Annotated in this window: 21 protein-coding genes; 18 read left to right on the forward strand and 3 right to left on the reverse strand. The window is 71.9% G+C overall.

What is annotated here, in order from left to right; all coding sequences use genetic code 11:
* The first annotated feature begins 38 nt into the window (after positions 1–38).
* Both ACFQQJ_RS09965 and holA read left to right on the forward strand, forming a co-directional pair.
* On the forward strand, positions 39–2,360 hold the full coding sequence (locus tag ACFQQJ_RS09965) for a ComEC/Rec2 family competence protein (RefSeq protein ID WP_377106107.1): 2,322 nt from the start codon (positions 39–41) through the stop codon (positions 2,358–2,360).
* A gap of 33 nt (positions 2,361–2,393) precedes the next feature.
* Complete coding sequence (gene holA / locus ACFQQJ_RS09970) at positions 2,394–3,374, forward strand: DNA polymerase III subunit delta (RefSeq protein WP_377106108.1); 981 nt, start codon at positions 2,394–2,396, stop codon at positions 3,372–3,374.
* 66 nt (positions 3,375–3,440) lie between these two features.
* Here holA and rpsT read toward each other — a convergent pair whose 3' ends face one another.
* Positions 3,441–3,701: a 30S ribosomal protein S20 gene (rpsT, locus tag ACFQQJ_RS09975; RefSeq protein ID WP_377106110.1), complete on the reverse strand. Its 261-nt coding sequence runs from the start codon at positions 3,699–3,701 to the stop codon at positions 3,441–3,443.
* Between the two features lie 214 nt (positions 3,702–3,915).
* On the opposite strand from rpsT, the gene lepA reads away from it, so the two are divergent.
* Positions 3,916–5,751 carry a translation elongation factor 4 gene (gene lepA / locus ACFQQJ_RS09980; protein ID WP_377106112.1) on the forward strand — a complete coding sequence of 612 codons (1,836 nt, stop codon included), beginning with the start codon at positions 3,916–3,918 and terminating at the stop codon, positions 5,749–5,751.
* Between the two features lies 1 nt (position 5,752).
* On the opposite strand, the gene ACFQQJ_RS09985 is transcribed toward lepA, so the two are convergent.
* Positions 5,753–6,328: a GNAT family N-acetyltransferase gene (locus tag ACFQQJ_RS09985; protein WP_377106114.1), complete on the reverse strand. Its 576-nt coding sequence runs from the start codon at positions 6,326–6,328 to the stop codon at positions 5,753–5,755.
* Positions 6,329–6,389: 61 nt separating this feature from the next.
* Between ACFQQJ_RS09985 and ACFQQJ_RS09990 the strand changes: the two genes are divergently transcribed.
* From ACFQQJ_RS09990 to ACFQQJ_RS10035, 10 genes are all read left to right on the forward strand, one after another.
* Positions 6,390–7,205 carry an S-methyl-5'-thioadenosine phosphorylase gene (locus tag ACFQQJ_RS09990; RefSeq protein ID WP_377106116.1) on the forward strand — a complete coding sequence of 272 codons (816 nt, stop codon included), beginning with the start codon at positions 6,390–6,392 and terminating at the stop codon, positions 7,203–7,205.
* A 7-nt stretch (positions 7,206–7,212) separates the two neighbouring features.
* Positions 7,213–8,427 carry a radical SAM family heme chaperone HemW gene (gene hemW / locus ACFQQJ_RS09995; RefSeq protein WP_377106118.1) on the forward strand — a complete coding sequence of 405 codons (1,215 nt, stop codon included), beginning with the start codon at positions 7,213–7,215 and terminating at the stop codon, positions 8,425–8,427.
* Positions 8,428–8,644: 217 nt separating this feature from the next.
* Complete coding sequence (locus ACFQQJ_RS10000; RefSeq protein ID WP_377106120.1) at positions 8,645–9,859, forward strand: branched-chain amino acid ABC transporter substrate-binding protein; 1,215 nt, start codon at positions 8,645–8,647, stop codon at positions 9,857–9,859.
* A 77-nt stretch (positions 9,860–9,936) separates the two neighbouring features.
* A complete protein-coding gene (locus ACFQQJ_RS10005; RefSeq protein ID WP_377106121.1) occupies positions 9,937–10,899 on the forward strand; it encodes a branched-chain amino acid ABC transporter permease in 963 nt (320 codons plus the stop codon).
* A complete protein-coding gene (locus ACFQQJ_RS10010; RefSeq protein WP_377106122.1) occupies positions 10,896–12,626 on the forward strand; it encodes a branched-chain amino acid ABC transporter permease in 1,731 nt (576 codons plus the stop codon). Before ACFQQJ_RS10005 ends, ACFQQJ_RS10010 begins: the two co-directional genes overlap by 4 nt.
* Positions 12,623–13,501, forward strand: coding sequence for an ABC transporter ATP-binding protein (locus tag ACFQQJ_RS10015; RefSeq protein ID WP_377106123.1), 879 nt, complete (start codon positions 12,623–12,625; stop codon positions 13,499–13,501). Before ACFQQJ_RS10010 ends, ACFQQJ_RS10015 begins: the two co-directional genes overlap by 4 nt.
* A complete protein-coding gene (locus ACFQQJ_RS10020; RefSeq protein WP_377106326.1) occupies positions 13,494–14,201 on the forward strand; it encodes an ABC transporter ATP-binding protein in 708 nt (235 codons plus the stop codon). The genes ACFQQJ_RS10015 and ACFQQJ_RS10020 overlap by 8 nt, the downstream gene beginning before the upstream one ends.
* Positions 14,202–14,397: 196 nt before the next feature.
* Positions 14,398–15,216 carry a DUF3097 domain-containing protein gene (locus tag ACFQQJ_RS10025; protein WP_377106124.1) on the forward strand — a complete coding sequence of 273 codons (819 nt, stop codon included), beginning with the start codon at positions 14,398–14,400 and terminating at the stop codon, positions 15,214–15,216.
* A 118-nt stretch (positions 15,217–15,334) separates the two neighbouring features.
* Positions 15,335–16,105: an inositol monophosphatase family protein gene (locus ACFQQJ_RS10030; protein ID WP_377106125.1), complete on the forward strand. Its 771-nt coding sequence runs from the start codon at positions 15,335–15,337 to the stop codon at positions 16,103–16,105.
* 209 nt (positions 16,106–16,314) lie between these two features.
* Positions 16,315–16,497 (forward strand): DUF5302 domain-containing protein, encoded by a 183-nt coding sequence (locus ACFQQJ_RS10035; protein ID WP_377106127.1) that lies wholly within the window; start codon positions 16,315–16,317, stop codon positions 16,495–16,497.
* Between the two features lie 49 nt (positions 16,498–16,546).
* Here ACFQQJ_RS10035 and ACFQQJ_RS10040 read toward each other — a convergent pair whose 3' ends face one another.
* Positions 16,547–17,383 (reverse strand): MBL fold metallo-hydrolase, encoded by an 837-nt coding sequence (locus ACFQQJ_RS10040; RefSeq protein WP_377106327.1) that lies wholly within the window; start codon positions 17,381–17,383, stop codon positions 16,547–16,549.
* A 104-nt stretch (positions 17,384–17,487) separates the two neighbouring features.
* Between ACFQQJ_RS10040 and hrcA the strand changes: the two genes are divergently transcribed.
* From hrcA to ACFQQJ_RS10065, 5 genes are all read left to right on the forward strand, one after another.
* On the forward strand, positions 17,488–18,504 hold the full coding sequence (gene hrcA, locus ACFQQJ_RS10045; RefSeq protein WP_377106128.1) for a heat-inducible transcriptional repressor HrcA: 1,017 nt from the start codon (positions 17,488–17,490) through the stop codon (positions 18,502–18,504).
* 3 nt (positions 18,505–18,507) lie between these two features.
* Positions 18,508–19,668, forward strand: coding sequence for a molecular chaperone DnaJ (gene dnaJ, locus ACFQQJ_RS10050; protein ID WP_377106130.1), 1,161 nt, complete (start codon positions 18,508–18,510; stop codon positions 19,666–19,668).
* Positions 19,665–20,402, forward strand: coding sequence for a 16S rRNA (uracil(1498)-N(3))-methyltransferase (locus ACFQQJ_RS10055; protein WP_377106132.1), 738 nt, complete (start codon positions 19,665–19,667; stop codon positions 20,400–20,402). Before dnaJ ends, ACFQQJ_RS10055 begins: the two co-directional genes overlap by 4 nt.
* A gap of 73 nt (positions 20,403–20,475) precedes the next feature.
* Entirely contained in the window at positions 20,476–21,672 is a 1,197-nt protein-coding gene (gene tgt / locus ACFQQJ_RS10060) for a tRNA guanosine(34) transglycosylase Tgt (protein ID WP_377106329.1), read from the forward strand.
* Between the two features lie 84 nt (positions 21,673–21,756).
* The gene (locus ACFQQJ_RS10065; protein ID WP_377106133.1) at positions 21,757–23,400 is read left to right on the forward strand and encodes a DUF3352 domain-containing protein; all 1,644 of its coding nucleotides are present in this window, start codon (positions 21,757–21,759) and stop codon (positions 23,398–23,400) included.
* Position 23,401 lies beyond the last annotated feature (1 nt).

Below are 23,401 nucleotides of genomic sequence, written 5' to 3' on the forward strand. Positions count from 1 at the left end.
AGGCCGGTCGGGGCCGCGCCCAGACTGTTGGCCCGCCCGTGGAGGGGGAGCGCACCGACTGGCGTCCCCCGCTGCTCGCCGCTGCCGCCTGGGCGGGCTCGTGGGCGGGCACCTCTGCGCAAGCGTGGTTCGTCGCCGCCGGGGCGGTGGCCGGGGCGGTCCTCGTCGTCGTCGCCGGGTGGCGGCGGCGCCTGCTTCCGGCCGCGATCGCCCTCGTGCTCGTCGCCACGTCGGGACTCGCCGTCGCCAGGGCGTGGGCGTCCGCCACCGGCCCGGTCGCGGCATGGGCCGCCGAGGGGGCGGTGGTGGACGTGCAGGCGCGGGTCGCCGGTGGTCGCGTGTCGGATCGGGGACCCGGCGGACCGGTCTGGTTCGCCGAAGCCACCCTCGACCGGGTCGCGGGGCGTGGGGCGGCGTGGGACACCGGCGCCACCGTCCGGTTGTCCGCCTCCGGCGGCCTGCTCGACGCGTGGGCGCATCTGGCGCCGGGCTCGAAGGTCCGCGGCGTCGTGCGACTGAGCCCTGCCGGTGCGGGGCAGCAGGCCAGCGCGTGGGCGAGTGTCCGGACGCCGCCGGAGGTCGTCGCCGCGCCCGGTCCCGTGGACGCCGCCGTGACCCGGGTGCGGCAGGGCCTCCGTGAGGCCGTCGCGGGCCTGCCGGAGGATCCGCGGGCCCTCGTCCCGGCGCTGGTGGTCGGCGACACCGACGCCATGACCCCGGAGTTGCAGGACCAGTTCCGTGCGACCGGGCTGACCCATCTCACCGCGGTCTCCGGGGCGAACCTCACCCTGATGCTGGCGGCGATGCTGTGGCTGGCCTCCCGGCTGGGCGTCACCGGGTGGTGGCGGCGCGGCGTCGTGCTGGTGGGCGTGGTGGCCTTCGTGCTGCTGTGCCGGGCCGAGCCGAGCGTGCTGCGCGCCGCGGCGATGGGGATGGTCGGGCTGGCGGCCCTCGGCCTGGGCGGCGCCCGGCGCGGCCTGCGCTTCCTCTCCTGGGCCGTCGTCGGGCTGGTCCTGGTCGACCCGTGGCTGTGCCGGTCCACCGGCTTCGTGCTGTCGGTGTTCGCCAGCGCCGGGATCATCCTGTGGGCGCGGCGGTGGGCGTCGGCGCTGGCGGCGTGGCTACCCGGGTGGCTGGCGGAGGCGGTGGCCGTCCCGGTGGCGGCCCAGCTGGCCACCCAGCCGGTCGTCACCGCCATCTCGGGCCAGGTCAGCCTGGCCGGCGTCGCGGCGAACCTGGTCGCTGCACCCCTCGTCGGGCCGGGCACGGTCTTCGGCTTCGCTGCCGCGGCGCTGTCGGTGCCGGTCCCTGCGCTGGCGGCGGTGGCCGGATGGGCGGCCGGCGGGTTCGCGCAGGCGCTGTGCTGGATCGCCGCGTTCGGCAGCGCCCTCCCCGGCGCCGTCCTGACCTGGCCGGAGGGCTCGGTGGGACTGGGCGTCCTGGCTGCGTGCTGTGTCGTGGCCGTCGTGGCGCTGCCACTGGTGTGGCGCCGTCCGGTTCTCGCCGTCCTCGTCGCTCTCGCGATGGCCGCCGCGCTCCTGACGCCGGTCACGGCCCCCGGCTGGCCGCCACCGTCCTGGCAGGTGGTCAGCTGCGACGTCGGGCAGGGCGACGCGACGGTCATCGCCACCGGCCCGGGACAGGCCATCGTTGTCGACACCGGCCCCGACCCGGGGCCGGTGGACCGGTGCCTGGACCAGCTCCGGGTCAGCGAGGTGGCCTGGCTGGTGCTCACTCACCTGCACGCCGACCACGCGGGCGGGGTCGCGGGTGTCACGTCCGGGCGCAGGGTGGACCGGCTGCTCTACTCCGGGATCCAGGAGCCCGCCGCCAACTGGCGCAGGGTGGACGCGGCCCTGCCCGGCGTCCCGCGGACGGTGGCCGTCCCCGGGTTGGTCGTCGGGGCCGGCGACGTCCGCCTCGCCGTGCTCTCGGTGCGCCCCTACGACGCAGGACCGGCGGGGGAGGAGGCCGCCGACCAGAACGACAGCGCCGAGCAGAACGACAGCTCCGTCCTGATGCGGGTCACCACCGGCTCGCTGCGCATCGTCCTTGCCGGCGACCTGGAGGAGGCCGGCCAGAGCCACGCGGTGGCGACCGTGCCGGAGTGGGCGGCCGAGGTCCTCCTGGTGCCCCACCACGGCTCGGGGCACCAGTTGCCGGCCTTCCTCGCGGGGGTGGGGGAGAGCGTCGCCCTGGTCAGCGTCGGTCGTGACAACGACTACGGGCACCCCGCCCCGCGCACGGTTTCCGCGGTGGAAGCGGGCGGCGCCCGGATCTACCGCACCGACCGGAACGGGTCGATCGCGGTCCGCCGGACGGGTCCGACGCTGGAGGTCACCACTCAGCGGGGCGGGTGAGCCGAGGGGGGAGGCGGCTGGCATGCTAGGCCCGTGGATGAGACGAGCCCGTTCGGGCGGGCGCTGCTGGTCACCGGGCCCGAGGCGCTGCTGGCCGAACGCGCGGTGTCCGGCTTCGTGTCCCGCGCCGTCTCCGAACGGCCGGACGCCGCCGTCACCCGCGTGGAGGCCCCGTCGCTGGACGCCGGGTCGCTGGCCGAGGCCGCGGGCGGGTCGCTCTTCGCGTCCGCCACCGTCCTCGTCGTCACCGACCTCGCCGAGCTGCCCGCCGACCTGGCCGACCAGGTGGTCGCTCTGGCGGGAGACCCCGGTTCCGACCTGGCGCTCGCCCTCGTGCACTCCGGCGGCAACAAGGGCAAGGCCCTGCTCGACCGGCTGCGCAAGCTCCGGCTCCAGGTGGCCGACCACCCCTCGATCAAGCCGTGGGAGCTTCCCCAGTTCGTCGCGGCAGAGGCCCGCCGGCTGGGCGGCCGTGCGGACGCCGCCAGCGCCGCGGTGCTCGTCGAGGCCGTCGGCACCGACACCCGGTCACTCGCCGCCGCCGTCCGCCAACTGCTCGACGACTCGGCCGACGGCCTGGTCACGGAGGCGGCCGTGCGGCGCTACTTCGGCGGACGGGCGGAGGTGACCAGCTTCGCCGTGGCCGACGACACCCTCAGCGGGCGCAGCGACGGTGCCCTGGCCAAGCTCCGGTGGGCGCTGTCGACGGGCGTCGCCCCCGTGCTCATCACCAGCGCGCTGTCCAGCAACCTGCGCAGCCTCGGCCGGTACCTGGAGGGCCGCGACGCGCGCCTCCGCGACGCCGACCTGGCCCGTGCGATCGGGGTGCCGCCGTGGAAGCTGAAGGACCTGTCGCGGCTCGCGCGGGACTGGAGCCCGGCCGGGATCGCCCGCGCCATCCAGTCCGTCGCCGTCGCCGACGCCGCGGTGAAGGGCGCGGCCAGCGACCCGGGTTTCGCGCTCGAGCAGGTGGTGCTCACCGTCATCGGGTGCCGCACGCGCGAGCGGCGCTGACCGGTAGGGGACCTCAGGGAACGACAGACGCCGCCCGGTCTCCCGGGCGGCGTCTGTCGAGGAAGTTCAGAGAGCGGCGGCCTTCGTGGCGATCGCAGACTTGCGGTTCGCGGCCTGGTTCTTGTGGATGACGCCCTTGGTGACGGCCTTGTCCAGCGCGCGGGTCGCGGTCTTCGCGAGGTCCTGCGCCTTGGCGGTGTCGCCCTCGGCCACGGCCTCGTTGAACTTGCGGACGTGGGTACGCAGGCTCGACTTGACGGCCTTGTTCCGCAGCCTGGCCTTCTCGTTGGTCAGGATCCGCTTCTTCTGAGACTTGATGTTCGCCACCGGGCTTGCCCTTTTCGCAGGTGTGTGCTGGTCGTCGCGCCGCACGGGACGCGACTTCGCACTCTATCAGCGACCGTAGCCGGGCCTCAAATCGTCGTCCCGCGCCACCCCGGCGGCGGCCGCAGCGGCGTCCAGGGCCGGACGGGGGTGCCGTCCGGCGGTGGCGTCCCGTCCGGTATCGTGTGCTGGCTGTCCCGTTGACCGAAGAAAGCGCATGCCAACTCCCGTTCCCGGCAAGACCCCGCCCGAGCTGATCCGCAACTTCTGCATCATCGCGCACATCGACCACGGCAAGTCCACCCTGGCCGACCGCATGCTGCAGCTCACCGGCGTGGTCGACGAGCGGTCGATGCGCGCCCAGTACCTCGACCGGATGGACATCGAGCGCGAGCGCGGCATCACGATCAAGTCCCAGGCCGTGCGCATGCCGTGGTCGTCCGGTGGCACCGACTACGTCCTCAACATGATCGACACGCCCGGTCACGTCGACTTCACCTACGAGGTGTCCCGCTCGCTGGCCGCCTGCGAGGGCGCGATCCTGCTGATCGACGCCGCGCAGGGGATCGAGGCGCAGACCCTTGCCAACCTCTACCTGGCGCTCGAGGCCGACCTGCACATCGTCCCGGTGCTGAACAAGATCGACCTTCCCAGCGCCCAGCCGGAGAAGTACGCGGCCGAGATCGCCCACCTGGTCGGGTGCGAGCCCGACGACGTGTTCCGGGTCAGCGCCAAGACCGGCGAGGGGGTGCGCGAACTGCTCGACCATGTGGTGGCGGACATCCCGCACCCCGTCGGCGATCCCAAGGCCCCGCCGCGCGCCCTCATCTTCGACTCCGTCTACGACACCTACCGTGGCGTCGTCACCTACGTCCGCGTGGTCGACGGGGAGCTCAGCCACCGCGAGCGCGTGCTGATGATGTCCACCAAGGCCACGCACGAGACCCTCGAGGTCGGGGTGATCTCGCCCGAGCCGGTGAAGGCCAGCGCCCTCGGCGTCGGCGAGGTGGGCTACCTGATCACCGGCGTGAAGGAGGTCCGGCAGTCGCGCGTCGGCGACACGGTCACCGCGGCGTCCCGGCCCGCGCGCAAGGACCTCGGCGGGTACCGTCCACCGCACCCGATGGTCTATGCCGGCCTCTACCCGATCGACGGTGCCGACTTCCCGGAGCTGCGCGAGGCGCTCGACAAGCTCCAGCTCAACGACGCAGCGCTGGTCTACGAGCCGGAGACCTCCGGCGCCCTGGGGTTCGGCTTCCGCATCGGCTTCCTCGGCCTGCTGCACATGGAGATCGTCCGCGAGCGCCTGGAACGCGAGTTCAACCTCGACCTGATCTCGACCGCGCCGAACGTCGTCTACCGGGTGGTGATGGAGGACGGCACGGAGCACACCGTCACCAACCCCTCGGAGTACCCGGACGGGAAGATCGCGGAGGTGCACGAGCCGGTCGTGCGGGCCACGATCCTGACCCCCGCCGAGTACATCGGGACGGTGATGGAGCTGTGCCAGGCCCGTCGCGGGGAGCAGCTCGGCATGGACTACCTCAGCGAGGACCGGGTCGAGATCCGCTACCTGATGCCGCTGGCGGAGATCGTGTTCGACTTCTTCGACGCACTGAAGTCGCGGACGAAGGGCTTCGCCTCGCTCGACTACGACGAGGCCGGCGAGCAGGTCAGCAAGCTGGTCAAGGTCGACATCCTGCTGCACGGCGAGCCGGTGGACGCGTTCAGCTCGATCGTGCACACCGACGCCGCCTACGGCTACGGCGTGGCGATGGCCAAGAAGCTCAAGGAACTCATCCCGCGCCAGCAGTTCGAGGTGCCGATCCAGGCCGCCATCGGCGCCCGAGTGATCGCGCGCGAGACCGTCCGCGCCATGCGCAAGGACGTGCTCGCCAAGTGCTACGGGGGCGACATCACCCGCAAGCGCAAGCTGCTGGAGAAGCAGAAGGAGGGCAAGAAGCGGATGAAGATGGTCGGCCGCGTCGAGGTGCCCCAGGAGGCGTTCGTCGCCGCCCTCTCCACCGGTGAGACCTCGGAGAAGAAGAAGTAGGTCAGCGCAGGTCCAGGCGCATCACCACCCGCGGGAACCCGGCCAGCACGGACGTGGTGGCCGACCCCGGGACGAACCCCGCGTCCTCGAACAGCTTCCGGGTGCCGACGTAGGCCATCGTCAGGTCCACCCGCCGTCCGCCGTTGTCGACCGGGTACCCCTCGATCGCCGGCGCGCCGTGGTCGCGGGCGAACGCGACCGCCCCGTCGAGGAGGGCGTGTGTGATGCCCTGCTTCCGGTGGCCGGGACGCACCCGGAAGCACCAGGCGGACCAGACGTCGAGGTCGTCGACGTGCGGGATGCGCCGGGCGGTGGCGAAGCTCGTGTCCGCCCGCGGGTGGACGGCCGCCCAGCCCACCACCTCCCCGTCCCGGTAGGCGAGCACGCCGGGTGGCGGGTCGAGGGCGCAGAGCTGCTCCACCCGTTCCCCGCGGGCGGGGCCGGTGAGGGACCGGTTCTCCGCGCTCGAGCGCAGCCGATAGCTCAGGCACCAGCAGATGTTCGCGTCGGGGCGGCGCGGGCCGAGGACCGCGGCCACGTCCGGGAAGGACGTCGCCGGACGCACCAGGAGGCTCATGACGGCATCGTGACACTCCTCGCCGACATTCTGCGGGTCCGGGCGGTCTAGGCTCTTCGCCATGGACGCGGAGATCGGCATCATCGGCGGCAGCGGGTTCTACGAGTTCCTGCACAACGCGACCACCGTCCTGCCCACGACACCGTTCGGATCGCCCAGCGCGCCGATCACGGTCGGTGAGGTGGCCGGACGTCGGGTCGCTTTCGTTCCCCGCCACGGGCAACGGCACCAGTTCCCGCCGCACCGGGTGAACTACCGGGCGAACCTGTGGGCGCTGCGCAGCGTCGGCGTCCGCCAGGTGCTGGCACCGGCGGCGGTCGGCTCGCTGAAGGCCGAGTTCGGCCCCGGCACGTTCGTCGTCCCCGACCAGGTGATCGACCGCACGTGGGGCCGGAAGCACACCGTCTACTCGGCCAAGGGCAAGGTCGTGCACGTGGGCTTCGCCGACCCGTACTGTCCGCGCGGACGCGCGGCCGTCCTCGCTGCGGCCGACGCCGACGTGCAGCCGGTGGACGGCGGGACGCTGGTCGTCATCAACGGGCCGAGGTTTTCCACGCGCGCGGAGTCGCGGATGCACGCCGCGCTGGGCGGCACGGTGGTCGGCATGACCGGGGTGCCGGAGGCGTCCGTCGCCCGGGAACTGGCCATGTGCTATTCCACGGTCTGCCTGGTCACCGACCACGACGCGGGCGTGGACGGGGGTGACGCCGTCACCCACCACGCCGTGCTCGCGCAGTTCGCCGGCAACATCGAGCGGATGAAGGCGCTGCTCACCCGGGCCATCGCCGGGCTCCCGGCGTACGAGCCGGACGCGGTGGCCACCTGTTCCTGCCGGCACGCGCTCGACGGCCAGGAGTTGCCGTTCGAGCTTCCCTGAGGCGCGCGTGCCGTCCACGCCACCCGAGGGTGAGGCCGCTCCGGCGGACGGGAGCCTGCCCCGCTCCGCGCTGGCCGGCGCGGGGGAGCGCGGGCTGAGCCTGTACGTCCACGTCCCGTACTGCGCCTCGCGCTGCGGGTACTGCGACTTCAACACCTACACCGCTGCGGAGCTCGGCGCGGCGCCGGGCGCGAGCCAGGAGGCCTACCTCGCAGCGGTCGAGGCAGAACTCGACCTCGCGCGCGCCGTCCTCGGGGCGGATCAGCGGCCGGTGCAGAGCGTCTTCTTCGGGGGCGGGACGCCCACCCTCCTGCCCGCGGGGGAGCTCGCCGGCCTCCTGGGGGCGATCCGACGCCGCTTCCCGCTGGCGCCGGACGCGGAGGTGACCACAGAGGCCAACCCCGAGTCCGTCGACCGGCGCTACCTCGACACGCTGGTGGCGGCAGGCTTCACCCGGTTGTCGCTGGGCATGCAGTCCTCGCGCCCGGGGGTGCTCGCCGTTCTCGACCGGCGCCACACCCCGGGACGGGTGGGCGCGGTGGTGGACGCGGCCCGCGCCGCCGGGTTCGGTTCGGTGAGCCTCGACCTGATCTACGGCAGCCCGACCGAGACCCTCGAGGACTGGAGGGCGAGCCTGGAGACCGCGCTCGCCCTGGCGCCGGACCACGTGAGCGCCTACTCGCTGATCGTCGAGCCGGGCACCCGCCTGGCCGCCCGGATCGCGCGCGGCGAGCTCCCCGGGACCGACGACGACCGGCACGCCGACTGCTACCTGCTGGCCGAGGAGCTGCTCGGCGCCCAGGGCTTCGCCGCGTACGAGGTGAGCAACTGGGCGCGTCCGGGACAGGAGTGCCGGCACAACCTCGCCTACTGGGTGGGTGACGACTGGTGGGGGGCCGGTCCCGGCGCGCACTCGCACGTCGGCGGCGTGCGCTGGTGGAACGTCCGCCACCCCCGCGACTACACGGCCCGCCTGGCGGCCGGGACCTCGCCGGCCCAGGCACGAGAGGTGCTCACGCCGGAGCAGCGGAGGGTGGAGCGCGTCCTGCTCGAGCTCCGCCTGGCCCAGGGGCTGCCCCTGGACGTCCTGAGCGCCTCCGAACGCGCCCGCGTGCCCGCCCTGGTCGGCGATGGGACGGTGGACCTGGCGGACGGGCGCCTGCGGCCGACCCTTGCGGGGCGTCTGCTGGCGGACGCGGTGATCCGCGAGCTGCTCGACTGAGCGTCGCGGAGGCTCGCCGGACAGCCGTCGCGGGCAATTCCTGCAAGCGATCCCACCTTGCGCGACGAGCGCCGGAGTACAACGATTCGGTAACGCCGAAGGACACAACGGTTCTGTAACAAAGTTGAGACATCAGGGTGCTCGAATGAGCCTGCGCCCGTACCCTTTGCCAATCCCTGGGGGGACCGGGAAAGCAGATTGCTCACAAGGAGGAAACGTGAACACACGCCTGTTCAAGCTCGCGGGCGTCGCCGTCGTGGCGGCATCGCTGGCACTCACCGGGTGCGGCTCCCGCACCGAACCGGCCGCCAGTGGCAGCGCGGGCGGGGCAACCAAGGTCGCGAAGATCGGTGTCATCGCGCCGCTCTCCGGTGACCTGTCCGCGCTCGGCCTGGGCATCCGCAACTCGGTCGACCTGGCGATCCGTCAGGCGAACGAGTCCGGAGCCATCCCGGGCTGGAAGCTCGAACTGGCCGCAGAGGACGACGAGGCCAAGCCCGACACCGGCAAGAATGCCGCCACCAAGCTCGCCTCCGACGACGCCGTGGTCGGCGTGGTCGGCACCCTGAACTCCTCGGTCGCCCAGAGCGTCATCCCGGTGCTCGACTCCGCGAAGATCGTCCAGGTCTCGCCGGCCAACACCAACCCGACGCTGACCAAGGGCGCGGACTTCCTGACCGCCCCCAAGCGTCCGAACGCCAACTACTTCCGTACCTGCACCACGGACGCCGTCCAGGGCCCCTTCGCCGCGCAGTACCTGCTCGGTGAGGGCGTGAAGAAGGTCGCGACCATCCACGACAAGAAGTCCTACGGCCAGGGCCTGGTGAGCGAGTTCTCCAAGGCGTTCACCGCGGGCGGCGGCACCATCGTGGCCGCGGAGACCATCAACCCGGATGACAAGAACTTCTCCGCGGTGATCTCCAAGGTGCAGGGCGGCGCTCCCGAGGCCGTCTACTACGGCGGCGAGTACCCGCAGGCCGGACCGCTGTCCAAGCAGATGAAGGCTGCCGGGCTGAAGGTTCCGGTCATGGGTGGCGACGGCATCTTCTCCGGCGAGTTCATCAAGCTCGGTGGCACCGACGGTGACCTGGCCACGTCGGTCGGCGCGCCGGTGGAGACCCTCGAGTCGGCCAAGCCGTTCCTCGAGGGCTACAAGGCCGCCGGCTTCGCCGAGGGCTACGAGGCCTACGGTGCGTACTCCTACGACGCGGCCAACGCGATCATCAACGCCCTGAAGGTCAGCCTCAAGGACGCAGCCGACGCCAAGTCGGCCCGCGAGGCCACCATCACGGCGATGGCGTCGGTCAGCTTCGACGGCGCCACCGGCAAGGTCGCCTTCGACGAGTTCGGTGACTCGGTGTCCCGCGTCCTCACGGTCTACGCCGTGACCAACGGTGCGTGGGCCGCCAAGAAGACCGGCGAACTGAAGTGATCTCAGGACCCGCCGGCGCCCACTCCCGGGTGGGCGCCGGCGGGTCCTCGTCCTCGAACGAAGAGGTGCGTGCCTAAGTGTTGGACCTGTTCTTCCAGCAGTTGATCAACGGGCTGTCGCTGGGAGCCCTGTATGCCCTGATCGCGGTGGGCTACACCGTCGTCTACGGCATCGTCCAGTTGATCAACTTCGCCCACGGCGAGATCTTCATGGTGGGTGCCTTCGGTGCCTTCGCCACCTGGATGCTCATGGGCCAGCCCACGGACTGGGGCGTCTCGGCCTCGCTGCTGATCCTCCTGCCGCTGATGCTGCTCGGAGGGATCGTGGTGTCGGTCACGGTCGCGCTCCTGACGGAGCGGTTCGCGTACCGTCCGCTCCGAAACGCTCCCCGGCTGGCGCCGCTGATCACGGCGATCGGCGTGTCGGTCTTCCTGCAGGAGTTCGTCCGGCTCTTCTACGGCAGGATTCCCGGTTTCCCGGACGCGAAGAGCGCCATCCCGTTCCCTTCGGTCGCCGGGATCTCCGGTGAGATCGTCAGGATCGGCAGCGTGACGATCCAGATGCCGGCCCTCTTCACCATCGTCGCCCTCGCGATCAGCACCCTGTTCCTGTGGTTCTTCGTGAACCGCTCGAAGACGGGACGCGCGATGGTCGCGACCTCCCAGGACCCCGACACCGCACGACTGATGGGCATCAACGTCGACAAGGTGATCGTGGCGGCCTTCGCCGTCGGCGCCGGCCTCGCCGCCATCGCCGGTGTGGCCCATGGCCTCAACTACGGCAACATCGACTTCCGCATGGGCTTCCTGGCCGGCCTCAAGGCCTTCACGGCCGCCGTGCTCGGCGGGATCGGCAACATCAACGGCGCCGTCGTGGGCGGGCTGGTCCTGGGCGTCGTCGAGGCCATGGCCACCACGTTCATCCCCGGCCAGTTCGGCAGTTCGGCGTGGAAGGACGTGTGGGCGTTCGCCCTCCTCATCCTGGTGCTGGTGTTCCGGCCACAGGGCCTGCTCGGCGCGAAGGTGGTGGACCGCGCATGAGAGTCATCATCAGCGACGAGACCAAGGTCCGCTTCCGCTACCCGGCCCGCGCGGTCGGCATCGTCGGCGCCGTCCTCATGATCGTGTCGATCTTCCTGCCGTGGTCCTACGGCAGTGGTGCGCTCGACGACGTCGGCTTCTACGGGGCGCCGTCACCCCTCCAGTTCGCCTTCGTGGTCCTGCCCGTGCTGATCCTGCTGCTGCTGGCGATCCCGCTGGTCGGCAAGCAGAGGCTGGGCCAGTGGGCCAAGACGGTGGCGTGGAACACCTCCGCCAAGACCGCGTCCCTGGCGACGCTCGCCACCGTCCTGATCGGGCTGGCGGCGATCGCGATCGAGCTGAAGGGCCTGGTCAACATCGACGTCGGCGGCTTCACCGCCCTCGTCGGAGCACTGATGGCCGCCGTCGCGACGCCGTTCCTCCCGGACTCGCCGGAGCCGACGCTGGCACGGCTGAAGAGCCCCACCTGGCTCCAGATCCTCGGGATCGTGCTGATGATGGCGGGCGTGCTGTTCGCGGCCGCGTTCGCGCTGAACCAGACCGACGCCGGGGCCTTCCTCACCTTCGTCGCGTTCCTCGTGGGCGTGGTGCTGGTGCTGCGGCAGTTGGGAGTGATGGCCTGGATCGGCATCGCCGGCGCCAACAACAACCGGGTCCTCGTACTCGCGGCGTTCGCGACAGCCTTCGCGTTCCCGTTCACCCAGAACGGGTCGGACGCGAACATGTCGATCGCCTCCCAGGTGCTCATCTTCGCCGCTGCCGCTCTCGGCCTGAACATCGTGGTGGGCCTGGTCGGCCTGCTCGACCTCGGCTACATCGCGTTCCTCGGAGCCGGTGCGTTCACGGCGGCGATCCTGTCGGAGTCGGCCTTCTCCACCCTGGACTTCCACCCGCCGTTCATCGTCGTGGTGCTGATCTCGGGCACGGTCGCGTCCCTGCTGGGCCTGCTGATCGGTGCGCCCACGCTGCGCGTCTCCGGTGACTACCTGGCCATCGTGACGCTCGCCTTCGGCGAGATCTTCCGGATCACCATGAACAACCTGGACGGCAACGACGGCCCGAACCTGACCAACGGGTCGAACGGCATCCCGGGGATCCCGGACCTCGAGTTCCTCGGGTTCAACTTCGGGGACGCGCACGTCATCTTCGGCGTCGACATCGGCCGGTTCGCCAACTACTACTGGCTGATGCTGTTGGTGATCGCGCTGATCATCGTGGTGTTCATGAACCTGAACTACTCCCGCATCGGGCGCGGCTGGGTGGCCATCCGCGAGGACGAGCTGGCCGCGGAGGCGATGGGTGTGAACACCTTCGCCCTCAAGCTGCTGGCCTTCGCCGGGGGCGCCTTCCTCGCCGGCGTGGCGGGTGCGGTCAAGGCCCACCACGACGTCTCGGTGACGCCCGACCAGTACGTCTTCCTGGAGTCGGCGTTCCTGCTGGCAGCGGTGGTGCTGGGCGGCATGGGCACCGTGGTCGGCGTCCTCATCGGCGCGACGATCCTGAAGCTGTTGCCCGAGAAGCTGCGCTTCTTCTCCGACTACCGACTGCTGCTGTTCGGCCTGCTGATGGTCGTCATGATGCAGTTCCGGCCGGAGGGCATCGTCGCGGACGAACGCAGACAGATGGAGTTCCACGACGAGGACGAGGAACTGGCCGAGGAGATCGAGGAGGAGCTGATCTCGCATCACGCCCACCTGAACCCGGAACGGAGGGGGTTCGACCTATGACCCAGGTGATGAGCGGGGCCGGCCACCACGTCGACGCCAGCACGCTGCTGCTCCAGGCGTCCAGCGTGACCATGCGGTTCGGCGGCCTGACCGCGGTGAACAACGTCAGTCTCGACGTCCACGCCGGCGAGATCGTGGGCCTGATCGGGCCGAACGGCGCGGGCAAGACGACGTTCTTCAACTGCCTGACCGGCCTGTACAAGCCGACCTCGGGCGAGGTCCGCTTCGCGGGCGAGCTGCTGCCGCCCAAGCCGCGGCTCGTGGTCCGGGCCGGCATGGCGCGCACCTTCCAGAACATCCGGCTGTTCCACAACATGACGGCGCTGGAGAACGTCATGGTGGGGATGTACAGCCGGACGAAGACGAACGCGATCGACGCGGTCTTCCGCCTCCCGCGGCACCGGCGCGAGGAGCTCGCCTCGACCGAGCGTGCGCGCGAGCTGCTGGACTTCGTGGGGCTGAGCAGCGCGGCGGACATGCTGTCGCGCAACCTGCCCTACGGCGACCAGCGGCGGCTGGAGATCGCCCGTGCGCTCGCCACGGACCCGAAGCTGCTGCTGCTGGACGAGCCCACCGCGGGCATGAACCCGCAGGAGACGCGGCAGGCGGAGGAGTTGATCTTCAAGATCCGCGACCTCGGCCTGGCCGTGCTCGTGATCGAGCACGACATGCGCTTCATCTTCAACCTCTGCGACCGGGTGTGCTGCCTGGTACGCGGCGAGGTCCTGGTGGAGGGTGTCGGCGAGGTGGTCCAGAACGACCCGCGGGTGATCGAGGCCTACATCGGCGCCCCGGCTGAGCCGCCGGCCGACGTGGCACCGCTCACGGCGGAGCCGCCCGCGTCCGAGGCAGGAAAGGGAAGTGCCGATGCTTGAGGTGAAGGACATGGTGGTGGCCTACGGCCGCGTGAACGCGGTCAAGGGCATCAGCTTCACCGTGGAGGAGGGTCAGATCGTCACCCTGCTGGGCACCAACGGCGCGGGCAAGTCCACGACCCTGCGCGCGGTGTCCGGGCTGCTCAAGCTGGTCTCCGGCGAGATCTGGTTCCAGGGCGCACGGCTGGACGGGACGCCGGCCCACCGCGTGGTCGAGCTGGGCATCGCCCAGTCGCCCGAGGGCCGGCGGCTGTTCCGCCAGATGACGGTGGAGGACAACCTGAAGCTCGGCGCCTACTCGCGCCGGGACACCGCGGCGATCCGCTCCGACATGGACCGGGTCTACGACCTCTTCCCTGTGCTGGGCAGCCGGCGCTCGGAGCCCGCGGGCCTGTTCTCCGGCGGCGAGCAGCAGATGCTGGCCATCGGGCGGGCCATGATGAGCCGACCCAAGCTGCTGATGCTGGACGAGCCGTCCATGGGCCTCAGCCCGATCATGACCCAGACGATCATGAAGACGATCCGGGACCTCCAGGCCGACGGCGTGACGATCCTGCTGGTGGAGCAGAACGCGCAGGCAGCCCTGTCGCTCGCCGACAGGGGCTACGTCCTCGAGGTCGGGCAGATCATGTTCTCCGACACCGGCCGCAACCTCCTCGGGGACGATCGCGTCAAGCGCACCTACCTCGGCGCCGACTGATCTCCGTCCGGCCGGGCCGGCCTCCTGCCCGGCCCCGCCTCCTGTTCGAGGACCAGCCTTTCCGCGCGAGGACCAGCCTTGTGGCCGAGGGCTCGCGCACAGGCGCTGGCCCTCGGCCGAATGGCTGGCCCTCGGTGTTGGGGGGTGGCGCGGGGCGGTCCCGGACGGGGCGGACGCGGCTTGTTAGGGTGCCGGGATGCGGTACGAGCGTGACGTCCTGAGCCCCGGCTGGCAGCGTGCGGGCAAGCCGGTCACCGTGGAGACGCCGGTGAGCGTCGGCATGGTGGTCGAGGACCCCACGTCCGGATTCTGCGGTGCGGTGGTGCGCTGGGAGAACGGGCTGGTCGTGCTGGAGGACCGGCGCGGTGCCCGGCGCAGCTTCCCGTTCGGTCCCGGCTTCTGGCTGGACGGGAAGCCGGTCAGCCTGGTCGCCCCGCCGAGGACGCAGCGTCCCGCCACCCCGACGCACACGGCGTCCGGTTCGCGCGTCGGGGACGTCGGGCCCGCCCGGGTGGCGGCCGCCTCCCGTATCTACGTCGAGGGACGCCACGACGCGGAGCTGGTGGAGAAGATCTGGGGCGACGACCTGCGCCACGAGGGCGTGGTCGTGGAGTTCCTGGGCGGTGTGGACGACCTGCCGGCCATCGTCGCGGAGTTCTCCCCGGCCCCCGACCGGCGCCTGGGCGTGCTCGTCGACCACCTCGTGCCGGGCAGCAAGGAGAGCCGGATCGTGGCGCAGGTGTCCTCGCCCCACGTGCTGGTCACCGGCCACCCCTACATCGACATCTGGCAGGCCGTGCGCCCCGAGCGGCTGGGCCTCCAGGCCTGGCCGGTCGTGCCGAGGGACATCGAGTGGAAGCACGGCGCCTCCCGAGCCCTGGGACGCCCCTTCGCGAGCCAGGCCGACATCGCTGCCACGTGGCAGTGGATCCTGGGGCGGGTCCGCGACTGGCGCGACCTGGACGCCGCGCTGCCGCGCGAGGTGGAACGCCTGATCGACTTCGTCACCGGCTGAGGACCACAGGTCCGGCCCGTGGCCGTCGCCCGACTACAGGACGGACGAGGGCGGGGCGTCCGTCAGCGGGTGGATAGCCTGTCGACAGCCCCCAAGGTTCCGACCAGCTCAGGAGTCCGTGTTGCACACCCAAGAGGTAGCGGGTCTCCTCGCCGATGTCGCTGATCGGCTCATCCTGCCCCGGTTCGGCGCGCTCGGATCCGAGGACATCGAGGAGAAGAAGCCCGGCGACCTGGTCACCGTGGCCGACCGCGACGCCGAGGTGGAGATCGCCCGGGTCCTGCGCGCGGCCGAGCCGGGAGTCCTCGTCGTCGGCGAGGAGGGCGTGTTCACCGATCCGAGCAGCCTCGACGCACTGCCGCACGCCGAGCACGCCTGGGTGATCGACCCGGTGGACGGTACGCGCAACTTCGCCCGTGGCCGCGCGGACTTCGCGGTGATGCTGGCCGAGGTGCGCCAAGGGGAGACCGTCCGCGGCTGGATCTGGCAGCCGATCCACTGCCGCATGTACATCGCGGAGCGCGGCGCCGGCGTCACCCGCAACGACGAGCGGCTCGCGCCGCCTCCGCCCAGCCCGCGGGAGGTGCCGCTGGGTGCCAGCTACCTGCCGGTCCCGGGTGAGGAGCAGGCGGAGGTGAAGCTGATCCGCTCCTGGGGATCGTGCGGCATCGACTACCCGAAGCTGGTCGAAGGAGAGCTCGATTTCCTCAGCTACCGCTCGATGTTCCCCTGGGACCATCTCGCGGGCGCTCTCATGGTGACCGAACTGGGCGGACGCATCGCCACCGACACCGGTGTCGACTACCACTCCGGCGTGATCGGACGCCGCCTGCTCTCCGCGATGGACCCGCGCCTGTGGCAGGTGTCGAGGGACGCCCTGTTCGGCTAGCCCTCTTCGCGGTCCTGATCGGGAGGGTTCGACTTCGGGGATCGCTGTGCCTCCGGGCCGAACGACGGTTCGCCACGCGTCGTTCACGACGCTGCGCGAACTCACGTAGCGTCGTGAAACAGACGTGGCGAAGCGCCGAGCCGCCGCCTGTACTGGCGCGCCCGGCGATGGCAGAGTGTTCGGAGCAGCTTCGCGGAAAGGGAGCCGACATGGCCGACAAAGATCTCAATGACGACCTCAAGGCACAGATGCGCGAGGCGCTGGAGCGCAAGAAGCAGGGCCACGACGACGTGGTGGCGGGCACCGACCACCACCGCGACAAGGGCCCGGCCGAGCGTGGCCGACAGGGTGGCGGCGGCATGTTCCGCCGCAAGGCCGGCGGGGGCAGCTGAGCGCGGCGGACGCTCCTCCGTCGCTGCCGGTTGAGCCGGGACCGGGAGGTCAGGCCAGCGGGAGCTGCGGACGGGGGACCTTGCCCTCGGCAGCCAGCTGGGCGTAGGCCAGGGGCAGCACGGCACGGACGGTGGCCTCGTCGAACGGCCACTCGCCGGCCTCGTACGCCTCGGTGAGCTTCACCCCGCGGCCGACCAGGTACTCCACCTGCCCGTAGAGGCCGGAGATCTCCGCGCGCTGGGTGAACCCGGCGAGGCGGTCCATCGGCCGGCCGTGCCCGGGCACGATGACCGTGTGCTCCGTGACCAGGCCGAGGATGCCGTCGACGGCGCTGGGCCACTCCTTGAGGTGGCAGTCCTCGCCGAAGGACGGCGGGCCGGAACTCTCCAGCAGGTCGCCGGCGAAGATCACGTCGGCGTCCGGCACGATCACCGCGACGTCGCCGTCGGTGTGCCCGCGTCCGAAGTGGACGACCTCGACCCGCCGTCCGCCGGCATCGAGCACGCGCGCCAGCGAGAAGGTGTCCGACGGGAGGGCCAGGCTGCCGTGCTCCACCCCGAGCGCGGCCGACGCCTGCCGCGCCTCCGGCCGGTCCAGCCATGCAGGAACGGTCTCGTGCGCCCACGTCGGCAGCCCCGCGAAGCCGGCCACGCCGTACAGGTGGTCGTAGTGCCAGTGGGTGACCACGGCGCCGACCACGGGGACGCCCGTCAGCTCCTCGGCGCGCAGCCGGATCTCCGCGCCCTGCGCCGGCGACGATCCGGTGTCGACGACCAGACAGCCGGACGGGCCGGCGACGACGCCGATGTTCACCCCCGCGGGTTGGGCGGCGGCGACGAACACGCCGTCGGCCACGGGTACGAAGGTGTCCACCGAGAACTGCATCACGGGGCCAGCCTAGGGCGTGCCGGGCGTGCCCTCGGGCCCCGGCGCTGGGCTAGACTGGCACTCCACCACCCAGAGTGCCAATCGCTGAGGGGAGGCCTGCCGTGCTCGACGACCGCAAGCTCACCATCCTGCGGGCGATCGTCACCGATTACGTGTCGATGCGCGAACCGGTGGGTTCGCGCGCCCTCGTGGAGCGCTACCACCTCGACGTGTCCCCGGCGACCGTGCGCAACGACATGGCGGTGCTGGAGGAGGAGGGCTACATCATGCAGCCCCACACCAGCGCCGGCCGCATCCCCACCGACAAGGGCTACCGCCTGTTCGTCGACCGGCTCGGGGCGGTGAAGCCGCTGTCGTCGGCGGAGCGGCGCGCGATCGAGACCTTCATGGCCGGCGCGGTGGACGTCGACGACGTCGTGCGCCGGACGGTGCGGCTGCTCGCCCAGATCACCCAGCAGGTGGCCATCGTCCAGTACCCGGTGCTGTCCCGGGCGACGCTGCGGCACCTCGAGATCGTGAGCCTGACCCCCGAGCGAGGACTGCTGATCCTCGTGAACTCCGCCGGCAAGGTCGACCAGCACCCGGTCGACCTCGGCGGGGCGTCGCCGGACGACATCGCCGACCTGCGCGGACGCCTGGTGGCCGCCCTCGTCGGCCTCGGCCCGAGCCAGGCCGCAGAACGGGCCGCCACGCTGGCCGAGGAGCTGCCCGATGGGTTGCGTCCGCTCGGGGCTGTGGTCATCGCCGCCCTCGTCGAGGTGGCCAGCGCCGACCCGTCCACCCGCGTCGTGGTGGGCGGAGTCCCGAACCTCACCCGCTTCTCCGACCAGTACGAGACCACCGTCCGCCCGGTCCTCGAGGCGCTCGAGGAACAGGTCGTGCTGCTCCGGTTGTTGGGGGAGGTGGCCGGCGCCGGCGACGTGCTCGTCCGGATCGGCCACGAGAACCCGTACGAGCCGTTGCACGCCACCTCCGTGGTCGCCAGCGGCTACGGCACCAGCAGCGATATCTGGGCGAACCTCGGGGTGGTCGGCCCCACCCGGATGGACTACCCCTCGACCATGGCCGCGGTGCGGGCGGTGGCCCGCTACGTCGGCCGGTTCCTAGCCGAAGGATGATGCGTGAGCGCTGACTACTACGAGACCCTCGGTGTGCCCAGGGACGCGACCCCCGAGCAGATCAAGAAGGCCTACCGGCGGCTCGCCATGAAGTACCACCCCGACGTGGCCGACACCGCGGACGCCGCGGAGAAGTTCAAGGAGATCGGCGAGGCCTACGAGGTCCTCCACGACCCCAACAAGCGTTCGATGTACGACCGCGGCGGCGACCCGATGGGCGGCGGGTTCGCCGGTGGACCCGGCTTCGGCTTCCCCGGTGGCGGGTTCGACTTCACCAACCTGGTGGACGCGATGTTCGGCACCCAGTCCAGCCGGGGGCCGCGCTCCCGCGTGCGCCGTGGCCAGGACGCCCTCGTCCGCCTCACCCTCACCCTCGCCGAGGCGGCGTTCGGCATCACCAAGCCGCTGCGCGTCGACACCGCCGTGGTCTGCCCGCGGTGCAACGGCAACGGTTCCGAGGGCGGCGCGGAGCCGGTGACGTGCGGCACGTGCCACGGCTCGGGCGACGTCACGCAGGTGCAGCGGTCGTTCCTCGGTGAGATCCGCACGAGCCAGCCGTGCCCGAGCTGCCGGGGCTACGGCACGGTCATCACCAACCCGTGCGGCGAGTGCTCGGGCGAGGGCCGGGTGCGCAGCAACCGCACGATCAACGTCAAGATCCCCGCGGGCGTCGCCTCCGGCAACCGCGTGCACCTGGTCTCCCAGGGCGAGGTCGGCCCGGGCGGCGGTCCGGCCGGCGACCTCTACGTCGAGCTGACGATCGCCCCGCACGAGGTGTTCACCCGCAACGGCGACGACCTCGAGGTCGTGGTGAAGGTGCCGATGACCGCCGCGGCTCTGGGCACGCAGGTGACGCTGGACACTCTGGAGGCCGAGCGTGACGACCTGGACGCCGAGCTGTCCACGGTGGCCGTCGACATCCCGGCGGGCACCCAGTCGGGCACCCGGATCTCGATCGCCGGACGGGGCGTCCCGCGGCTGCGCCGCGACGGGCGCGGCGAGCTGGGCGTGACGCTGCTCGTGCAGACCCCGACGAAGCTGGACGACGAGCAGCGGGAGCTGCTGCGGCAGTTCGCCGCTCTCCGTGACGAGAGCCGGCCCGAGGTCTCGGCCGATCGGCACGGCAAGGGCGTGTTCGGCTGGCTCAAGGAGACCTTCTCGTGACCGAGCCGCTGTTCCTCGCCGCGCTCGACGCCCCGGCCGTCGGGCAGGTCGTCGAGCTCACCGGGGAGGAGGGACGGCACGCGTCCGCCGTCCGCCGCCTCCGCGTGGGCGAGGTCATCCTGATCAGTGACGGCAACGGCACCGCCGTGCGTGGCCCGGTCGCCGGCGCGGACAAGAGCGGCCTGTCGATGACGGTCGAGGAAGTGCTGCACGAGCCGGAGCGTCCCGTCCGGTACGTCGCCGTGCAGGCGCTCCCGAAGGGCGACCGCGCCGAGCAGGCGGTCGAGATGCTCACCGAACTCGGCGTCGACGAGATCGTGCCCTGGCAGGCCGAGCGCTCGGTGGTGCGCTGGGCGCCGGACCGGGTCGAACGGGGGCTCACGCGCTGGCGCGCCACCGCACGGGAGGCGTCCAAGCAGTGCCGGCGCTTCCGGGTGCCCACGGTGTCCACGCCCATGACCACGGCAGAGCTCGCCCTGCGCATCGCGCAGACCGACCTGACGGTCGTGCTGCACGAGACCGCCCGGACGAGGCTGGGTGCGATCACCCTGCCTCCGATCGGGGAGATCATGTTCATCGTCGGGCCGGAGGGCGGACTCAGCGACGCCGAGGTGGCGGCCTTCACCGCGGCGGGGGGACGGACCGCGCTGATCGCCGACGCGGTGCTGCGCACGTCCACCGCGGGTGTCGTCGCCCTCGCCCAGCTCCAGGCCCTGGCCGTCCGTGACCGCTGAGAGCGGCCCCGACGCCGCGTCCGGCGACCGGTCGCCCGCGCACGAGGGCTTCTCGTTCACCCCGGGCACGTTCCTGCCCGACGGCCTGGGTCGCACCGGCGTCATCCACACGCCCCACGGCGACATCCGGACGCCGGCGTTCATCGCGGTGGGCACCAAGGCCACCGTCAAGGCGGTCCTCCCCGAGAGCGTGGCGGGCGTCGGCGCCCAGGCCGTGCTCGCGAACGCCTACCACCTGTTCCTCCAGCCGGGCCCCGACATCGTGGACGAGGCCGGCGGGCTCGGCGCGTTCATGAACTGGCCGGGACCCACGTTCACCGACTCCGGCGGCTTCCAGGTGATGAGCCTCGGCGTGGGGTTCAAGAAGGTCCTGGCGATGGACGCCACCGGCCTCGCCGACGACGACGTGATCGCCGAGGGGAAGAACCGCCTCGCCCACGTCGACGACGACGGGGTGACGTTCACCTCGCACCTCAACGGCGACCGGCACCGGTTCACGCCGGAGGTGTCGATGGGCATCCAGCACCAGCTGGGCGCCGACGTCATGTTCGCGTTCGACGAGTGCACGACGCTGCTGAACACCCGCGGCTACCAGGAGCGCTCGCTCGCCCGTACCCAGGAGTGGGCGGTCCGCTGCCTCGCCGAGCACGGCCGGCTCACGGCAGAGCGTGCCCACAAGCCCTACCAGGCGCTGTTCGGCGTGGTGCAGGGCGCCCAGTACGAGGACCTGCGACGGCAGGCGGCCCGCGACCTGGCCGGGCTCGAGGTGGACGGCCACCGCTTCGACGGGTACGGGATCGGCGGCGCGCTGGAGAAGGAGAACCTCGGCACGATCGTCGGCTGGGTGTCCTCCGAGCTGCCGGTCGACCGTCCGCGCCACCTGCTGGGCATCTCCGAGCCGGACGACTTCTTCGCCGCGATCGAGGCCGGTGCCGACACCTTCGACTGCGTGATGCCGTCGCGGGTGGGACGCAACGCGGCCATCTACACCCTCGACGGGCGCTTCAACGTGAACACCGCGGCCAGCCGCCGCGACTTCCGTCCGCTCGACCCCGACTGCGACTGCTACACCTGCGCCCACTACACGCGGGCCTACCTGCACCACCTGTTCAAGGCCAAGGAGATGCTGGCCGCCACCCTCGCGACGATCCACAACGAGCGGTTCACGGTCCGCCTGGTCGACGACATCCGCGCGAGCATCGAACAGGGTCGGTTCGAGGAGTTCCGCACCCAGTTCCTGGGGCGCTTCTACGCCCGCACGCGCGGCTGACTGTCGCCCGCGAGGGGACAGGTCGCGCCCGTGCCCGCGCCGATAGCCTGAGCCGGTCCGCCCACCCGCCCGGGAGCTGCCCTGATGACCTGTCCGACCTGCCACCTGGAGGTGGCCGCCGGCGACGACGAGTGCCCGCGCTGCGGCACCCTGCTCGCGTCCTGGACCGGTGCGCAGCAGGAGGAGAGCCCGTGGTCGCGTCCGTCCTCCGACGAGCCGACGCTCGCGTTCGCGAGCCCCGCGGAGTACGCCGCGACCCACCCGGCGCCGCCGGGAGCGCCCGCGCCGGGCTTCGCCGCAGCCGGGCCGCCGCCACCGGCCTGGGCCCTGCCCCAGCAGCCCGTGCGGAAGCGCCGCCTCGCGCTGCCCGTCCTCGTGCTCGCCCTCGCGCTGCTGGTCACCGGCGGCGGTGTCGCCGCCGCGGGCTACTACCTCGGCTGGTTCGGCGGCGGGCGCGGCCCGGCGGCGCTGGTGCCGGGCACGGCGGTGAGCTACCTCCAGGTGGACCTCGACCCGTCGCTGGTGCAGAAGGCCTCGGCCTGGCAGTTCCTGCGCGACCTCCCCCAGGTGAAGGAGGCCGTGGCCTCCGGCCGGCCGGACCCGAAGGCCATCGCCTGGAAGCTGCTCGCCGTGCCGGGCACTCCGCTGGAGGACGTGGACTACGCCCGCGACGTGCAGCCGTGGCTGGGCGACCGCTTCGCCGTCGCGGCCGTGCCGCGGCAGGCCGGCGGGGCCGGCGGGCTGTTCGCCGTCCAGGTCAGGGACGAGGCGAAGGCCGCCGCGGCACTGCGTGACTGGGCGGGACGCACCGGGCAGGCGTGGGACGTCACCATCCGCGACGGCTATGCGCTGCTCACCGAGCCCGCAGACACCCGTGCGTTCCTCGGCCAGCTGGACGCCGGACCGCTGTCGTCGAACGCCACCTTCACGGCCGACCTCGCCACCCTCGGCGACCCCGGGGTGGCGGCGGGCTGGATCGACCTCGCCGCGGCGGCGAGGCTCGCCGAGGACGCCCCGGCGGGCCCGGTGCAGGGACGGGCGGTCGTCTCGCTGGCCTTCACCGCAGACACCATGACCTTCGGCGGCCGGCTGATCGGGCTGGGGGACACCGGGCTCACCGGTGCGGCCGACCTGGGTGCGCTGCCGGCCTCCACGTGGGCCGCGCTCGGCTTCGCCGATGGCGGGAGCGCGGTCGAGAAGCTCTTCCCGACCATGGAGGCCTACCTGCGCGACTGGCTCACCGGCGCCGGCCTCGACGAGGCGGACCTCGCCGCGCTGCTGGGCCGCTCGTTCAGCGTCGGCCTGTCGTCCTCCGACACCGCGGCGGAGGGCGGGATGCCCGATGTCGGACTCCGGATCGAGACCGACGACGTTGCCCGCGCCCGGGCAGCCCTGGAGGAGCTGGTCGGACCCCCGGAGGGCGGCCTGCCCGTGACGTCGAGGGTCGAGGGCGATGTGCTGTTCGCCGCCACGTCCGCGCCCTACCTGGGCGAGCTCGCGTCCCCGCCGGCGACACTCGGCACGGACCCCGCGTTCGTCAAGGCACTGCCCGACCACGCCAGGGCGTCGTTCTCGCTCTTCGTGAATCCGGTGCCGGTGCTGCGGCTCACCGGCTGGTCCGGCGGGGAGAACGCCGAGTTCGTCGGCGCCCTGCGCGGCATCGGGGGCGAGTACGTCGCGGAGGGACCGGGATCGGGCTCGTGGGCGTTCCGGGTCGTCCGCGACTGAC

Origin of the sequence: Propionicimonas sp. T2.31MG-18, assembly GCF_964266745.1 — a bacterium.
In the GTDB taxonomy this organism is placed as follows: domain Bacteria; phylum Actinomycetota; class Actinomycetes; order Propionibacteriales; family Propionibacteriaceae; genus Propionicimonas.

Bases quoted from the DNA above. Each gene is read 5' to 3' on its own strand.
- lepA (WP_377106112.1), top strand. From the start codon at position 3,916: ATGCCAACTCCCGTTCCCGGCAAGACCCCGCCCGAGCTGATCCGCAAC.
- ACFQQJ_RS09985 (WP_377106114.1), bottom strand. From the start codon at position 6,328: ATGAGCCTCCTGGTGCGTCCGGCGACGTCCTTCCCGGACGTGGCCGCG.
- ACFQQJ_RS09990 (WP_377106116.1), top strand. From the start codon at position 6,390: ATGGACGCGGAGATCGGCATCATCGGCGGCAGCGGGTTCTACGAGTTC.
- ACFQQJ_RS10010 (WP_377106122.1), top strand. From the start codon at position 10,896: ATGAGAGTCATCATCAGCGACGAGACCAAGGTCCGCTTCCGCTACCCG.
- ACFQQJ_RS10015 (WP_377106123.1), top strand. From the start codon at position 12,623: ATGACCCAGGTGATGAGCGGGGCCGGCCACCACGTCGACGCCAGCACG.
- ACFQQJ_RS10020 (WP_377106326.1), top strand. From the start codon at position 13,494: ATGCTTGAGGTGAAGGACATGGTGGTGGCCTACGGCCGCGTGAACGCG.
- ACFQQJ_RS10025 (WP_377106124.1), top strand. From the start codon at position 14,398: ATGCGGTACGAGCGTGACGTCCTGAGCCCCGGCTGGCAGCGTGCGGGC.
- ACFQQJ_RS10035 (WP_377106127.1), top strand. From the start codon at position 16,315: ATGGCCGACAAAGATCTCAATGACGACCTCAAGGCACAGATGCGCGAG.
- ACFQQJ_RS10040 (WP_377106327.1), bottom strand. From the start codon at position 17,383: ATGCAGTTCTCGGTGGACACCTTCGTACCCGTGGCCGACGGCGTGTTC.
- ACFQQJ_RS10065 (WP_377106133.1), top strand. From the start codon at position 21,757: ATGACCTGTCCGACCTGCCACCTGGAGGTGGCCGCCGGCGACGACGAG.